8 protein-coding genes are annotated in these 15,102 nt (G+C 69.6%); 6 read left to right on the top strand and 2 right to left on the bottom strand.

The window, feature by feature from the left end; genetic code table 11:
• Window positions 1–93: 93 nt before the first annotated feature.
• A complete protein-coding gene (locus tag DDF67_RS10895) occupies window positions 94–1,995 on the top strand; it encodes a hybrid sensor histidine kinase/response regulator (RefSeq protein WP_109100920.1) in 1,902 nt (633 codons plus the stop codon).
• A 102-nt stretch (window positions 1,996–2,097) separates the two neighbouring features.
• Window positions 2,098–3,327: a TetR/AcrR family transcriptional regulator gene (locus DDF67_RS10890; protein ID WP_109100919.1), complete on the top strand. Its 1,230-nt coding sequence runs from the start codon at window positions 2,098–2,100 to the stop codon at window positions 3,325–3,327.
• 20 nt (window positions 3,328–3,347) lie between these two features.
• Here the strand turns inward: DDF67_RS10890 and DDF67_RS10885 are convergent, their stop codons facing one another.
• Window positions 3,348–4,376, bottom strand: a complete 1,029-nt coding sequence (locus DDF67_RS10885; RefSeq protein WP_109100918.1) for an adenosine deaminase — start codon at window positions 4,374–4,376, stop codon at window positions 3,348–3,350.
• A 448-nt stretch (window positions 4,377–4,824) separates the two neighbouring features.
• Here DDF67_RS10885 and DDF67_RS10880 point away from each other — a divergent pair, with 448 nt between their 5' ends.
• The 3 genes from DDF67_RS10880 to DDF67_RS10870 all read left to right on the top strand — a co-directional run bounded on the left by DDF67_RS10880 (window position 4,825) and on the right by DDF67_RS10870 (window position 9,755).
• Window positions 4,825–6,903, top strand: a complete 2,079-nt coding sequence (locus tag DDF67_RS10880) for a 3-hydroxyacyl-CoA dehydrogenase NAD-binding domain-containing protein (protein WP_109100917.1) — start codon at window positions 4,825–4,827, stop codon at window positions 6,901–6,903.
• A gap of 155 nt (window positions 6,904–7,058) precedes the next feature.
• Window positions 7,059–8,621, top strand: a complete 1,563-nt coding sequence (locus DDF67_RS10875; RefSeq protein WP_109100916.1) for a class I adenylate-forming enzyme family protein — start codon at window positions 7,059–7,061, stop codon at window positions 8,619–8,621.
• A 150-nt stretch (window positions 8,622–8,771) separates the two neighbouring features.
• Entirely contained in the window at window positions 8,772–9,755 is a 984-nt protein-coding gene (locus tag DDF67_RS10870; RefSeq protein ID WP_109100915.1) for a DegT/DnrJ/EryC1/StrS family aminotransferase, read from the top strand.
• Between the two features lie 241 nt (window positions 9,756–9,996).
• On the opposite strand, the gene DDF67_RS10865 is transcribed toward DDF67_RS10870, so the two are convergent.
• Window positions 9,997–12,987 carry a TonB-dependent receptor domain-containing protein gene (locus tag DDF67_RS10865; RefSeq protein WP_109100914.1) on the bottom strand — a complete coding sequence of 997 codons (2,991 nt, stop codon included), beginning with the start codon at window positions 12,985–12,987 and terminating at the stop codon, window positions 9,997–9,999.
• 556 nt (window positions 12,988–13,543) lie between these two features.
• On the opposite strand from DDF67_RS10865, the gene DDF67_RS10860 reads away from it, so the two are divergent.
• Complete coding sequence (locus DDF67_RS10860; protein WP_109100913.1) at window positions 13,544–15,100, top strand: efflux transporter outer membrane subunit; 1,557 nt, start codon at window positions 13,544–13,546, stop codon at window positions 15,098–15,100.
• Window positions 15,101–15,102 lie beyond the last annotated feature (2 nt).

Genomic DNA, 15,102 nt, shown 5'->3' with positions numbered 1-15,102 from the left:
CGGTCGCCTTATTGTCGCGGATCGAATAGGCGGTACGGGAAACGCAACCTTTACCCGATCCTGCGTTCATCGATTGAAGACGAGGGGAGCGCGATGGGCAAGCGTCCCGAGGGCGAGACGGCCTCGAACATCGATCGTGCGGCGGCCGACTGGTTTTTCCAGAACAGCCTCGACATGTTCATCGTGCTGCAGGACCGGGCCATCGTCCGGGTCAATCCGGCCTGGAGCGAGATCGCCGGCTGGAGCGCCGACGAGACCCTGGGCCGCTCGATCCGCGACTTCCTCCACCTGCACGACACCCAGGTGCTGGAACAGGCCGGCCGGGTGCTGCGCGCCGAGGGCCAGGTGCAGTCCGAGCATCGGCTGGCGCGCAAGGGCGGCGGCTGGCTGTGGGTGCGCTCGCGCTCCAAGATCCTGCCCGACGGGGCGCTGCTGATCGTCTTCCAGGACTTCTCCGAGGAACGCATCCGCCGGCTCCAGCGCCAGCAGGCCGAGCGCGCCAACGAACTGCTGCGCAACGCGGCCGGCGTCTATGTCTGGCGCTACGAGACCCGCAAGGGGATCTACTTCTTCGAGCAGGACATCACGACCCTGGCCGCGCCGCTGGGCGACGCGCGGCAGATGACGGCGGTGGAGATGATGTCCGCCATCCACCCTGACGACCGCCAGACCATGACCGCCGCCTTCCTGCGCACCCAGGAGACCGGCGAGCACGCCCAGCTGGTCTATCGCCACGCCGACGCGGCCAGCCGGGAATGGATCTGGATGCGCACCGACTGGCGCGGCGTGCGCGGCGCCGCCGGCGAGCTGTTCGACGTCATCGGCATCAGCCAGGACGTCACCGAACTGCTGGTCGCCCGCGACGCGGCCCTGGCGGCGGCCGCGGCCAAGTCGCAGTTCCTGGCCAATATGAGCCACGAGATCCGCACCCCGATGAACGGCGTGCTGGGCGTGCTGCACCTGCTCAAGCACGAGCCGCTGTCGGCCGACGGCCGCCGTCTGCTGGCCGAGGCCCTGGGCTGCGGCGCCATGCTGTCGGAACTGCTCAACGACATTATCGACTTCTCCAAGGTCGAGGCCGGCAAGCTGGAGCTCTCTCCCGAGGCGCTCGACCCGTCGGCCCTGCTGCGCAGCGTCGCCGACCTGCTGGAGCCCCAGGCCGAGGAAAAGGGCCTGTCCATCCGCGTCGAGGCTCCGCCGGCCGGCGCGGCCTTCGTCGCCGCCGATCCCGTGCGGCTGCGCCAGGCCCTCTTCAACCTGATCGGCAACGCGGTGAAGTTCACCCTGGCCGGCCGCGTGACCGCCCGGCTCTGCGTCTCGTCCACCGAAGAGGGCGTGCGCCTGCGCTTCGAGATCGAGGACACCGGCGTCGGCATCCCGCTGGCCGCCCAGGGCACCCTGTTCGAGCGCTTCAGCCAGGCCGACGGTTCGACCACCCGGCGGTTCGGCGGCGCGGGTCTGGGCCTGTCGATCACCCGCCGGCTGGCCCAGCTGATGGGCGGCGATATCGGCTTCGAAAGCCGCCCGGGCGAAGGCTCGACCTTCTGGCTCGACGTCCTGGCGCCCGCCGCCCAGGCCCCGGCCGCGAGCGCCGGAGAAGGCGACACCCCCATGCTCGACGGGCTGGAGGTGCTGCTGGTCGAGGACAACGCCGTCAACCGCCTGATCGCCACCCGCATGCTCGAGGCGCTGGGCGCCCGCGTCGCCACGGCCGAGGACGGCCGGGCCGGCATCGTCGCGGCCCAGCGCGGCTATGACCTGATCTTCATGGACATTCAGATGCCGGTCATGGACGGGGTCGAGGCCACGCGCGCCATCCGCGCCCTGCCCGGCCCCGCCGGCGCGGCGCCGATCGTGGCCATGACCGCCAACGCCCTGGCCCACCAGACCGCCGCCTATGTCGAGGCCGGCATGAACGGCGCGATCGCCAAGCCGCTGTCGCCCGCCGCCCTGGTCCGGGCCGTGGTCGCCGCCCTGCCCGACCGGCTCCACTGAGCGACAAAGACGAGGCCGGGCCTTTCTGCGGCCCCTTTCCAGGCCTAGATTGGACGCTTGAGTCCAGCGCCGGAAAGTCCGGCGCTGCAGGGGGCTGAGACTATGGACGACGGCCGGACCGTCACCGCGGCGACCGCGCGCTACGCGCAGAAGAAGGAAGCCATCCTGGCGGCCGCCACCGCCGTGCTCAATCGCCAGGGCGTCAAGGGCATGACCCTGGCCGACGTCGCCGCCAAGGTGGGCCTGATCACCACCAGCGTCACCTACTACTACCGCAAGAAGGACGACCTGGCCGCCGCCTGCTTCATCCGGGGCCTCGAGCGGCTGGACGCCATGATCGACGAGGCCGCCGCCGAGCCCGACGCCGCCGGCCGCATCCGCAAGTTCCTGACCCTCTATCTCGACCTGTCGCGCCGGGTGCGCGCAGGGCAAGACGCGCCCCTGGCAAGCTTCACCGAGATCCGCGCGCTGAAGGAGCCGATGCGCGCTTCGGTGCAGGCCGCCTTCGCCGACATCTTCCGCCGGGTGCGCGCCTTCTTCGACGGCGAGGCCTTCGCCCATCTCGACAAGGCCGAGCGCAACGCCCGCGCCCACCTCCTGCTGGAACAGGTCTTCTGGACCGGCGCCTGGCTGCGCCGCTTCGATCTGGACGACTACGAGCGGGTGCGCGAGCGGATGTACGACATCCTCGTGGGCGGCATCGCCGGCTCCGGCCGCGACTGGACGCCGCCGGCCCTGCCCGACCCGACGCCCGTCTCGGACGAGGGCCAGGAATGGCGCGAGACCTTCCTCGTGGCCGCCACGCGCCTCATCAACCAGCGCGGCTATCGCGGGGCCTCGGTCGAGGACATCTCGGCGGCGCTGAACGTCACCAAGGGCTCGTTCTACCATCACCACGAGGACAAGGACGCCCTGGTGGTCGAGTGCTTCCAGCGCACTTTCGCGGTCACCCGTCGCGCCCAGCTGTCGGCCCGCGATCTTCCAGGGGACGGCTGGACGGCGGTCTCGGCGGCGACGGCGGCCCTGGTCGAGTACCAGCTGTCGGACCACGGCCCGCTGCTGCGCGCCTCCTCGATGGGCGCCCTGCCGATCGAGATCCGCCACGAGATGAGCGACGGCTACGCCCGCGGCTCCAACCGCTTCGCCGGCATGATCGCCGACGGGATCGCCGACGGCTCGGTGCGCGCCATCGACCCGCTGGTGGCCGCGCACATGATCAACTCGATGCTGAACGCCGCCGCCTCGCTGCAGGCCTGGGCGCCGGGCGTCACCCGCGAAGACGCCGCCCGGCTGTTCGCCCGCCCGCTGCTGATGGGGCTGATGGCGCGGTAGGGCTTGGTGGACCCTCTCTCTCAGAGAGAGGGGTTTTCGGCCACGTACGCATCCACCTGCGCCAGACGCCGCGTCTTCTCGGCCTCGTCCAGGAACGAGCCGGTGAAGCTGTTGCGCGCCAGAACCACCAGGTCCTCGCGCGTCAGGTCCACGGCCCTGGCGGTCTCCAGGTAATTGTCCAGCAGGTAGCCGCCGAAATAGGCCGGGTCGTCGGAGTTCACCGTCGCCTTGAGGCCCAGGTCCAGCATCCTGCGCATCGGGTGCGCGGCCAGGTCCGGCACCACGCACAGCTTCAGGTTCGACAGCGGGCAAACCGTCAGGGTCACGCCATCGGCCACGAGCCGCTGGGTCAGCGCCTCGTCTTCCAGCGCGCGGTTGCCGTGGTCGATGCGGTCGACGCCCACCAGGTCGATGGCTTCCCAGACGTACTCGGGCGGGCCTTCCTCGCCGGCATGGGCGACGATCTTGAGGCCGAGGTCGCGGGCGGCCTTGAACACCCGGGCGAACTTGGCCGGCGGGTGGCCGACCTCCGAGGAGTCCAGGCCCACGCCCGCGATCTTGTCCAGGTGCGGCCTGGCCTGCTCCAGGGTCTCGAAGGCGCTTTCTTCCGACAGGTGACGCAGGAAGCAGAGGATCAGCTTCGACGTCACGCCCCAGCGCGCCTCGGCTTCGGCCATGCCGTCCAGCAGGCCGTCGATCACCGTTTCGAAGGCGATCCCGCGCTCGGTGTGGGTCTGCGGATCGAAGAAGATCTCGGCGTGCACTCCGCCATCGGCCGCCAGGCGTTCGAAATAGGCCAGGGCCAGGTCCTTGAAGTCGGCCCGCGTGATCAGCACGCCCGCGCCCTGATAATAGATGTCCAGGAAGTCCTGCAGGTTCGAGAAGGCGTAGGCCGCGCGGATCTCCTCCACCGACTTGTACGGCAGGGCGATCCCGTTGCGTTCGGCCAGGGCGAACATCAGTTCCGGTTCGAGGCTGCCCTCGATGTGCATGTGCAGTTCGGCCTTGGGCAGGCCGCGGGCGAAGGCTTCGAGCGTGGTGTCGGTCATGGGGTTTCCATCGGTCGGGCGGGCGGCGGGGTCAACCCCGCACAAGGCGGCGCGGGAGCCTGGCCCCCGCGCCGAGGTGCGCTTCACCTCAAAGTTTCGACGCGTCGTATGCACCGCGTCGCGCCCGCGCCTGAACTCGGTCTTGGAATATCCCGCACGCCTGCAAGCGGCGGCGGACGGCCGGTCCTGGTGCGAACTCCCTCCCCAGTCTGGTCGATTGTGGTCTGGAACCGCAGGCTTACGCGCCGACGCGACGTCACGTCGGCCCGCGCCGACAGGCGCCATCTCGACCGAAACTGAACTCTTCGAATGTCCAGTACGACGCCTGCGCCGTCAACCTGCGGCGCCCGGAAAAGCGGCGCCGTCCGCGCGCCTCTGGACTCTCGCGCGCCGTCGTGCTGGCTTTAGTCAAACAAGCGTTCAAACGAACAAAAAAGGGTGGACCCGCATGGCCGCGATCAACGCCGTCACCGATCTGACCGTCGAAGGCGACATCGGCGTCGTCACGCTGAACTCTCCGCCGGTCAACGCGCTGTCGGCCCAGGTCCGCGAGGGGCTGAAGGGCGCCTTCGAGGCGGCGATCGCCGATCCGGCCGTCCAGGCCATCGTGCTGATCTGCGAAGGCAAGACCTTCATCGCCGGCGCCGACATCAGCGAGTTCGGCAAGGCCATGACCGGCCCCTCCCTGCAGGACGTGCAGAACACCATCGAGAACTCGCCCAAGCCGGTGGTCGCCGCGATCCACGGCACCGCCCTGGGCGGCGGGCTGGAAGTCGCGCTTGTCGCGCACTATCGCGTCGCCGTGCCCTCGGCCAAGGCCGGCCTGCCGGAAGTGAACATCGGCCTGCTGCCGGGCGCCGGCGGCACCCAGCGCCTGCCGCGCATCGTCGGCGTCGAGAAGGCGCTGGAGATGGTCACCAGCGGCCAGCACGTCCCGGCCAAGGCCGCGCTCGCCATGGGCCTGTTCGACAGCCTGGTCGAGGAAGGCGCCCTGCGCGACGGCGCGATCGCCTTCGCCCGCGTGGTGCTGGCCGAGGGCCGTCCCCTGGCCAAGGTCCGCCACCTGTCCGACAAGGTCGAGGCCGCCCGCGGCAAGCCCGAGATCTTCACCGAGTTCCGGAAAGCCAACGCCCGCAAGTTCCGCGGCTTCCTGGCGCCCGAGAACAACATCAAGTGCATCGAGGCGGCCGTGAACCTGCCCTTCGACGAGGGCCTGAAGGAAGAACGCCGCCTCTTCATGGAGCTGATGACCGGCAGCCAGTCGGCCGCCCAGCGCTACGTGTTCTTCGCCGAGCGCCAGGCCGCCAAGATTCCCGACGTGCCCGATGACACCCCGACGCTCCCGATCAAGAAGGTCGGCGTCATCGGGGCCGGCACCATGGGCGGCGGCATCTCGATGAACTTCCTCAACGCCGGCATCCCGGTGACGATCATCGAGGCCAAGCAGGAGAACCTGGACCGCGGCGTCGGGATCATCCGCAAGAACTACGAGAACACCGCCAAGAAGGGCCGCCTCACCCAGGACGACGTCGAAAGGCGCATGGGGCTGCTCACGCCGTCCATGCATCTGGAGGATCTGGCCGACTGCGACCTGATCATCGAGGCCGTGTTCGAGCTGATGGAGATCAAGAAGGAGGTCTTCACCAAGCTCGACGCCATCGCCAAGCCGGGCGCGATCCTGGCCTCCAACACCTCCTACCTCGACATCGACGCCATCGCCGCCGTCACCAGGCGCCCCGAAAGCGTCATCGGCCTGCACTTCTTCTCGCCGGCCAACGTCATGCGCCTGCTGGAGATCGTGCGCGGCGAGAAGACCGACAAGTCGGTGATCGCCACCTCGATGCAGATCGGCAAGAAGATCGGCAAGGTCGCGGTCCTGGTCGGCAACTGCTTCGGCTTCGTCGGCAACCGCATGCTGGCCCAGCGCCAGCGCGAGGCCCAGAAGCTGATCCTCGAAGGCGCCATGCCCTGGGACGTCGACCGCGTGCTCTACGAATTCGGCCTGCCGATGGGTCCGTTCGCCATGAGCGATCTGGCCGGCCTCGACATCGGCTGGGACCCGGCCAAGACCTCCTCGTCCACCGTGCGCGAGGTGCTGTGCGAGATGGACCGCCGCGGCCAGAAGAACGGCAGGGGCTTCTACGACTACGACGAGAACCGCGTCGCCAAGCCCAGCCCCGAGGTCGAGAAGGTGATCCTCGACTTCGCCGAGAAGCGCCAGATCCAGCGCCGAGAGATCAGCGACCAGGAGATCCTGGAGCGCTGCCTCTATCCGATGGTCAACGAGGGCGCGAAGATCCTCGAGGAGGGCAAGGCCATCCGGGCGTCGGACATCGATATCGTCTGGATCAACGGCTATGGCTGGCCGGTCTATCGCGGCGGCCCGATGTTCTGGGGCGAACTCGTGGGCCTCGACAAGGTGCTGGCCGGCATGAAGGCCTTCCAGGAAAAGCACGGCGACGACTTCAAGCCGTCGGCCCTGCTGGAGCGGCTGGTGGCCGAGGGCAAGGGCTTCAAGGACGCGTAAAATCAACGAACGCCCTTCTCCCTTGATGGGGAAGGCGGCCCGCGAAGCGGGTCGGATGGAGGTGAACGCGCAGCGTTCCTAGCGCCGCCAGCTCAGCAGTCACCCTCATCCCCGGCCCTTCCCCCATCGAGGGGAAGGGAGAAGAGGAGCAAAGCATGCCGACCATCCCCTCCATGATCGCCGCCGACTACGGCGTGATGGGCGACATCCTGCGCGAGCGCGCCGCGGAAGCTCCCGACCATCCCGCCGTGATCATGGAGACCGGCGAGACCATCACCTACGCGGCCTTCGACGCCCTGGCCGACCGCGTCGCCGCCGCCCTGCAGCGCGACGGCGTCCTGCCCGGCGCGGCGGTCGCCGTCTGCGCCCTGTCCTCGATACCCTATGCGGCGGTTTTCCTGGGCGGCCTGCGGGCCGGCGTCGCCGTCGCGCCGCTGGCGCCCTCGTCCACGCCCGAGGCCATCGCCGGCATGGTCGACGACAGCGGCGCCAGGCTGTTCTTCGTCGATGCGGGCGTAGCCGAAGCGCAAAAGCCCGCGCCCGTCGCCGCCCGCGTCATCGCCCTGGACGGATCGCCCTACGGCGAGGCCTTCGCGGCCTGGCTCGCCCCCGAGGGCGCCAGCCCAGCGCCGGTCGAGATCGCGCCCGAGCATCCGTTCAACATCATCTATTCCAGCGGTACCACCGGCGCGCCCAAGGGCATCGTCCAGTCGCACGGCATGCGCTGGAAGCACGTCTTCCGCGGCGACGCCGTCGGCTACGGTCCCGACGCGGTCACCCTGCTGTCGACGCCGCTCTATTCCAACACCACGCTGGTCTGCTTCTTCCCCACCCTGGCGGGCGGCGGGACCGTCGTGCTGATGAAGAAGTTCGACGCGGGCCGCTTCCTGGAGCTGGCGCAGCAGCATCGCATGACCCACGCCATGCTGGTGCCGGTGCAGTACCGCCGGCTGATGGCCCACCCGGACTTCGATCGCTTCGACCTGTCGTCCACGCGGCTGAAGTTCTGCACCAGCGCCCCCTTCGCCGCCGAACTGAAGGCGCAGGTGCTGAAGCGCTGGCCCGGCGGCCTCGTCGAATATTTCGGCATGACCGAGGGCGGCGGGACCTGCATCCTCATGGCCCACGAGCACCCCGACAAGCTGCACACCGTGGGCCAGCCCGCTCCGGGCCACGACATCCGCCTGATCGACGAGGACGGCGTACAGGTCGGTCCCGGCGTCGTCGGCGAGATCGTCGGCCGCTCGGCCGGCATGATGAACGGCTATCACGGCCAGCCCGGCAAGACGGCGGAAGCGACCTGGACCTCGCCGGAGGGCCTCTCCTTCATCCGCACCGGCGACGTCGGCCGCTTCGACGACGAGGGGTTCCTCACCCTGATGGACCGCAAGAAGGACATGGTCATCAGCGGCGGCTTCAACATCTATCCCAGCGACCTGGAGGCGGTGATCGTGCAGCATCCGGACGTGCTGGAAGCCGCCGTGGTCGGCGTTCCCTCCGACGCCTGGGGCGAGACTCCCGTGGCCTTCGTGGCCCTGCGCCACGGCGCGACCGCCGACGCGCAGACCATTCGCGCCTTCGCCAACGAACGCCTGGGCAAGACCCAGCGCCTGGCCGACCTCGTCCTGGTCGACGCCCTGCCGCGCAGCCACATCGGCAAGGTGCTCAAGCGCGAACTGCGGGACGGGTGGACGAGAAAGACGCCCCTCTCTCTTTGAGAGAGGACTGATGGTGAAAACCCGGAAAAACCGCAAACTCCGCCGCGACGGCGCGCCGCATCTGGACAGGCCGAGTCAGTCGATACGTTCGATTAACCATAAGGGCGTCGTCGGGGTTGTCGGCGCCGGTTCGTTGCGGAAGCGTCTCGCATGCCCACCCTTTCAGCCGCCGTCCTGGCGTCGCAGCCGAAGTCCGTCGCGCCCGCATCGAGCGCGCCGCTCGACTTCGACGCGCTGGAAAAAGCCTTCGGCGCCCCTGTCTGCGACGACCTGAACGGGCGGCTGGCCCAGCGCTTCTCCCGAACCACCGCCGTCCGCGCCTGCGCCGACCGCGCCGCCGCCACCGCCGACCTGCTGGCCGCCCAGGGCGCGCGTCCCGGCGGGGTGTGCATCGTCTCGGCCCTGGCCGGACGCGAGACCCTGGAGGGCGTCGCCGCCGCGGGCCTGACGCCGTGGCTGGTCGACGTCGACCCGTTCACCTGGATGGTCGACACCGCCCACCTGCGTGAGCGCATGGCCGAGGCCCCCTGCCCGCTGGAAGCCATCGTGACTACCTGCGCCTTCGGCCGCGCCCCCGACCTTCTGGCCCTGGCCGCCTTCCAGGCCGAAACCGGCCTGCCCATCGTGGTCGACGCCGCCTTCGGCTTCGACGTCATCATGGACGCCCCCGTCCCCGTGGTCGTCGGCCTGCCCGGCGGCGAGGGCGTATTCGTCGCCGCCGAGGACGCCGACCTGATCGCTCGCCTCACCGCCCCCGCCTTCGAGGGCGACGACGGCCTGGACGGCTGGACCCTCAAGCGCCAGCAACTGGCGACCAACGCCCAGCGCCTGCGCATGCTGCTGCTCGGCTCGCCCGTCGCCTTCCAGCCCGGCTGGGGCCTGTCGTGGGTGTCCAGCGCCTGTGTCGTCAGCGTCGCCGAGGGCTGCGCCCCGGCCGTCGCCGCCCTCCTGGCCGTCGAGGGCCGTTTTGTCACCTGCGTGGGCGTGCGCGACCCCGAGGCCGCGGCCGACAGCGTGCCGGTCGTCGACCACCTGGCCGGCAAGATGCTGGGCCTGCCCTTCGCCGCCGACCTCGACATCGCCGACCTCGATGACCTGGCCGAGGCCGTGCGGCGGGCGGTGGCGCAGGTCTGAGCCCCAGTTCCTCCCCCGTGAAACGGGGGAGGTGGCGCGCTGCGGATACGCAGCGTGACGGAGGGGGCGACCGCCTCCTCGGCGCCCAGTCTCGCCCCCTCCACCACTTCGTGGTCCCCCTCCCCCGCAAGCGGGGGAGGAGTAGCGAAACCAACAGAAAGGCCGGAGACTTTCGTCCCCGGCCCAGAACGACCGGCAGGAGGAAGAACGGCCGGCCGCCTATCCCACGAGGCTGGGAACTCTAAAACCTCTTGCGCAGGCTGAACTTGTAGGTCCGGCCCAGCGGATCGCCGGTGAACGGGTCGTAGCCCAGGTCGAGCCGGGCGTAGGAGGGGTCCTGGTCGAAGAGGTTGGTGATCGCCACCGTCGCCGTCGTCTCGCGCGGCAGCTGCACCCGATAGGCGAGGTCCGTCAGCACCTGGGCGTCGATGGTCTTGCCTTTGGAGACGGTCACCGGCGCGCCGGTGCTGTCCTTGTAGGCGCCGGTCGCGAACGGCGCGGTGCGCTGGTCGTCGTACTTGCCGATGTAGTGCACCGTCAGGCGCAGGTTGTGGATCCCGCGGCTCCATTCGGCGAAGGCCTGGCCCTTCCATTCGGGGATCGGCACGACGGTGGTCTGGTAGTTCAGGAGGCCCACCGCATCGAAGGCCTTCTCGACCACCACCCCCTCGACGCTGGTCGCCCCCACCTCGTACTTCTGCACCCAGGTCGCCGTGCCGCCGATGGCGAGGTCGCCGCCCAGCACGCCGGCGAAGCTGTAGTCGGCCGAGAAGTCGAAGCCCGCGTTCTCCACCGGCGCGCCATTGATATAGAAGGTCTTCAGCCGCGCGATGTTGGCGGGCGAGCCGCAGGCGCCGTTGAAGGTGAAGCGCGCCACGAGGGCCGCATAGGCCGGGTCGGCGCAGTTGTTGGCCCCCGACACCCCGTTCGGATAGATCGCGTTGGTGATCCCGGCCACCGGCTCGGCCACGATCGGGTTTTTGAAGTCGAACCGGAAGTAGTCGATGCTGGCCTTGAAGGCGCCGGCCTTGAACAGCAGGCCCATGTTGTAGGTGTTGGCCTTCTCGGGCTTCAGGCTCGGATTGCTGAAGATGTCGACCGCCCGGAAGACCCCGAGAATGCCCTGCAGCGAGGTCACCGAGGTCGTGGTGGTCAGCGGGTCCGGCGGCCCGCGGAAGGTCGAGCCGGCCGAGGCCCGCACCGCCATCCACGGCAGGGCCTGCCAGCGCACCGAGGCCTTGGGATTGAAGGTCGAGCCCACAGCCCCGCCATAGTCCTCGTAGCGCGCGGCCAGCTGGGCCTGCACGGTTTCGGTGATCGGCAGGCTCAGCTCGCCGAAGGCGGCGACGACGTCGCTCTGGTTGTCGGAAGGCGTGCCGACGCCCAGGAACATGAACGGCCCGTTGCGCGCCGAGCCCGTGCAGTTGGTCACCCCGAAGTCCGGCGTGTTGACGCACGGATTGATCAGGGCGTTGGAGATGTCGTTGTAGGTCGCCGTGAAATAGCTGCGGCGGTACTGCACCCCGGCCGCCCAGGCGATGTCGCCGCCCGGCAGGGTGATGGCCGTCTTGCCGTTCAGCACCGCCTCGGCGACGAACAGTCGCGAGGTCTGCTTGGTCGACAGCTTCTGGAAGAACCAGTCGGTCAGTGCCTTGCTGTTGGCCAGGGCCGAGACGTAGCCGGGATTGGCGACGCCCGTGATGGCGTTGCTGGGCAGGGCGCTGGCGAACGGGTTGAAGTAGAGGCAGCCGCCGACGCCGGGCGAGCCCTGGATGCCGGGGGTCGAGGGATTGCTGTCGCAATTGGGTCCGCCCAGTCCGCGCAGCGCCAGGGCGTAGCGGTTGACCAGGGCGTCGTAGCCGGTGCGGATCCCCACCTCCTGCGAATAGGTCACCGCCGCCTCCCAGCCGACGCCGTTGCCGAACTCGCCCTTCAGGTCGGCCGAGACCCGGTAGGCGTCGAACGAGCGCGAACCGATCGACGGGCCGTAGCCGAAGGCCGGATTGCCGCCGATGCCGAACGGCCGGTTGGCGACGTTCAGCGCCCCGCCGGCGAAGATCGCGCCGGGCAGGGTGGTCTGGGCCCCGGTGCCCAGGTTGGTCAGCACCACCGTCGGGTTGCCGGCGATGAAGGCGGCCAGGCCCGGATTGGTCGCCGGCACGAAGTAGCGCCCGGCCAGCTGCGGGATCGGCGCCACCTCGGCCGTCGGCACGGCCAGCGCCGCGTATGAAGGCGAGGTGTTCCAGTCGGGCACGTCGGTATGGGCGTACAGCGCCTCGACGTGGAACTTGGTGGTCTCGTTGAGCTGGGCGTTGATCTCGCCGTAGACCTGAACTGCGTTGGATTTTTCGACCAGGTTGTCGAACGGCGTGTAGTGCCAGTAGCAGACCGGCGTCAGACCGCTGAAGCCGGGATAGCCGCCCAGTCCCGCGCAAGCCGGATCGCGCAGGCCGCTGGCGGTGTTGGCCACCGGAATGAAGGACGAGGGGCTGCCCGCCGCCGACCAGCCCGCCTCGGGATTGGACAGGTAGGACTGGTTGGCCCAGTCGCGCTCGGCGACGCTGAGCTTGGAGCGATGCTGCCAGCCGACGCTGATCAGCATGTCGCCATGGTCCCACTGCTTGCCGTAGATCAGGTTCAGGCCGTAGTCGCCGTCCGAGCCGTCGATGGCCCGGTAGTCGGCCCCGACCTCCAGCCCGTCGACGTTCTTCCTGGTGATGAAGTTGACCACGCCGGCGATGGCGTCGGAGCCATAGGTCGCCGCCGCGCCGTCCTTCAGCACCTCCAGCCGGCCGATGGCGGCGGCGGGAATGATGTTGGTGTCGACGATGCCGGCCCCGGCCGAGGCCAGCGGATTGATCGCCAGGCGCCGGCCGTTCAGCAGGACGAGCGTCCGCTGAGAGCCCAGGCCGCGCAGGTTCACCGAGCCCGATCCCTCCGAGCCCTGGGCCCGGCTGTCGAACTGGTTGGTGTCGCCCAGCACGCCGCTCGACACCGACAGCGACTTGATCAGCTCCACCGTCGAGGGCGAGCCGCGCTTCTGCAGTTCCTCGGCGCCGATCACGTCGACCGGCAGGGCGGCGTCCTCGGGCGTGCCCCGGATGAAGGAGCCGGTGACCACCACCTCCTCCACCTGCGTGCTTTCCTGGGCGCTGGCCGCCCCCGCCGTCGCGGCGAGCGCCGCCGCCAGCGCGCAGGCCGAGCCCGCGCGAAGATAGGTCTTCCTGGTCATCTTCCCTCTCCCGGTCTCTCTTCTTTTCGGAGCGCTTGGGCGAGGACGGATCTCTCTCAGGTGTCGGCTGAATTCTCCGGGCGCGAGCCCCTCGCGCGGCCCTGCGCCGCGCCAAGGTCACGCCTTTCGAAAATGGAAGATGCGAACTTGCACGCCGACACCTTGGGATCCCCCTCTCGCCGGATACTTTGTACGCAAAGCTTTCTTACTGCCCGATCTCGGAAGCGAGCCGCCTCGCCGGCGAGAGTCGAACGAATGTTTCGATGATTGGGTATGTTTTTGCGAAACGTCAACCGCCCGTAATCAGGGGCAATACGCCTGCGTCGCCGGCGACGTCGAAAAACCGTCGCGTCCGGCTGACAGGCTGCTGACGGATTCGGGTGGTCGCCGTGCGAGCAAAGGAGCGACCGTCCTACGTAGTGACCGCAACCATGGGAAAATCCGTCCAGGTCTTGGCGAGACGGGCTTTTTCTTGTGAATAGTCGCCCTAATTGAGCGAACGACGGTCCAGTTAGTCCGTTATGGGGCGGTCGTCCGGAAGTGGGGTAGGGTTTAGATGAGTTACGACGCGAGCGCCGATCGCCGACACCCGGCCGCGCGCCTGATCGCGCGGGTCGGTCTTGGGGCCGGCGCCAGCCTGGCCGTCCTGGCCCTGGCCGGCTGCAACGCCACGGCGCCGCGAACGCCCGACACGCGCCTGCCGGCCGCCTTCGAGGCCCCGGCCGGAACGCCCCTGCCCGCCGCCGCCCTCGACCAGTGGTGGACTCAGTTCAACGATCCGCAGCTGAACGGCCTGATCGCCACGGCCCTGGAAAAGAGCCCCGACGCCCGCAGCGCCGCGGCCGTGCTGGAAGAGGCCCGCGCGGTGCGCAAGGGCCAGATCCGCCAGCTGTTCATCCCCTCGGGCCAGATCACCGGCGCGGCCAGCCGCCAGCACACCGACATCCTCGACCAGAGCGGCCAGGGCTTCACCCTCGGCGGCGACACCGACAACTACAGCGCCGGCTTCGACGTCTCTTGGGAGCTCGACTATCTGGGCCGTCGCAAGAACGGCCTGCAGGTCGTGAACAACGACCTGGCCGCCGCCCGCTTCGCCTATGAGGGCGCGCGCGCGGCGCTGGCCGCCAACGTCGCCCAGTCCTATTTCGAAGCCAAGGGCCTGGCCGTGCAGCTGGAGGACGCCCGGCAGAGCGCCCGCATCAGCCAGGGCCTTCTGGACCTTGCCGCCGAAAAGGCCCGCCGGGGCCTGTCGGCGGGGTCCGAGGCCGACAGCGCCGCCGCCAGCCTGGCCCAGTCGCAGGCCCAGGCCGCCGACCTCGAGAGCCAGCTGCAGGCCGCCCGCCGCAGCCTGCTGATCCTGGTCGGGCGCGGGATCGACCCTCTGGCCAGCCTCAGCGTCGACGCCGCTCTGGCCGAGCCGCCGCCCATCCCCGCCGCCGTGCCGGGCGAACTGCTGGCCCGCCGTCCCGACGTGCGCGAGGCCCAGGCCCGCCTGGCCTCGGCCGCCGGCAACCTCAAGGTCAACCAGAAGGCCCTGTATCCGACCTTCACCCTGACGCCCGGCGTCGGCTGGGCCAAGAGCGTCTCGCCGGCCTTCAACTTCGGTTCCGGCGGCGCCGGCGGCGGCACGGTCTCGACCACCACCGGAACCTGGACCCTGGGCGGCAACGTCTCGATCCCGCTGCTCAACATCCCCCAGCTGCTGGCCGAGATCGACGCCCAGGACGCCCGCACCGAACAGGCCGCCGTCGCCTACGAGAAGGCGATCCAGACCGCCTATGGCGAGGCCGAGAACGCCATGGCCCAGATGGCCTCCGACCAGCGCCGCGTCACCCTGCTGAAGGCCGGCGAAACACGCGCCGCCAACGCCTACGCCGCCAGCCGCAAGGGCTACGCCGCCGGCCTGACCGACCAGACCACCAACCTGCAGAACGAGCAGACCTGGCGCAGCGCCCGCACCGCCCTGACCGGGGCCCAGACCCAGGCCCTGCTGCGCGCGGTGCAGACCTACAAGGCCCTGGGCGGCGGCTGGTCGCCGAACGCGCCAGCGCCCCTGCCGCCTCGGGCCGCCAGCCGGCCCGCCGACACGTCCTCCGAACGCGCCTCGCGATGAGA

It is taken from the genome of Caulobacter endophyticus, assembly GCF_003116815.1.
In the GTDB taxonomy this organism is placed as follows: Bacteria; Pseudomonadota; Alphaproteobacteria; order Caulobacterales; family Caulobacteraceae; genus Caulobacter; species Caulobacter endophyticus.
Note: the sequence above shows the minus strand (reverse complement) of the source record. Positions and strands in the feature narration are given on the sequence as shown.